The sequence below is a fragment of the Ralstonia sp. VS2407 genome, from assembly GCF_052950655.1.
This window is the reverse complement of the sequence record NZ_JBRFVG010000196.1, coordinates 1-491: the sequence shown is the minus strand read 5'-3', so window position 1 is coordinate 491 and position 491 is coordinate 1. Positions and strand designations below refer to the sequence as shown.

Here is a 491-nt window from a genome sequence, read left to right as displayed (position 1 = left end):
GCTTCAGGTATGTATACACGTCCGTCGAGGAGCCGTGCATGTGCGCTGCAACGATCGGTAGATCATCCTTCAGCTTCTGAGCTGCCACGCTATCGACGAGTTTGGGGTATGCGCCGCGAGCAAAGGGCAGGATGTCTTTATCGATTTGCGCGTTGAACGTCGCATCCAGCCGGCCATAGGCCTCGTTGCACGGGATGATGGTGGTCTCGGTCGTTCCCGCGCCCGTCGAGGCGATCCAACGCTGGCTGCGAGCCGGGCTACCCGGCCCGATCGCCGCCCAGACGTTGGTGGAACGCGTCAGGTCATCCATCGACTTGAAGCCCAGCAGCACGTCGTAGAACGTGCACTGCTTCAGCTGCTCGTCGAGGTTGGCCCGAAACACGCTGTCAGTGATCTGGAAGGTGCGAGCCTTCTCCATCAGCCGGGCGCCGTAGATCATGCCATTATTTGACAGCGCGACTGCGTTCGGCATGACGAAGACGGTCTCAGCC

The 491-nt window shown here is 60.7% G+C and carries 1 protein-coding gene; it reads right to left on the bottom strand.

The genetic code is table 11. The annotated features are described in order from the left end of the window. Positions 1–472 (bottom strand): conjugal transfer protein TraG N-terminal domain-containing protein (locus ACU8YE_RS24590; RefSeq protein ID WP_446930038.1); only part of this gene is annotated, 472 nt, incomplete at its 3' end. Positions 473–491 lie beyond the last annotated feature (19 nt).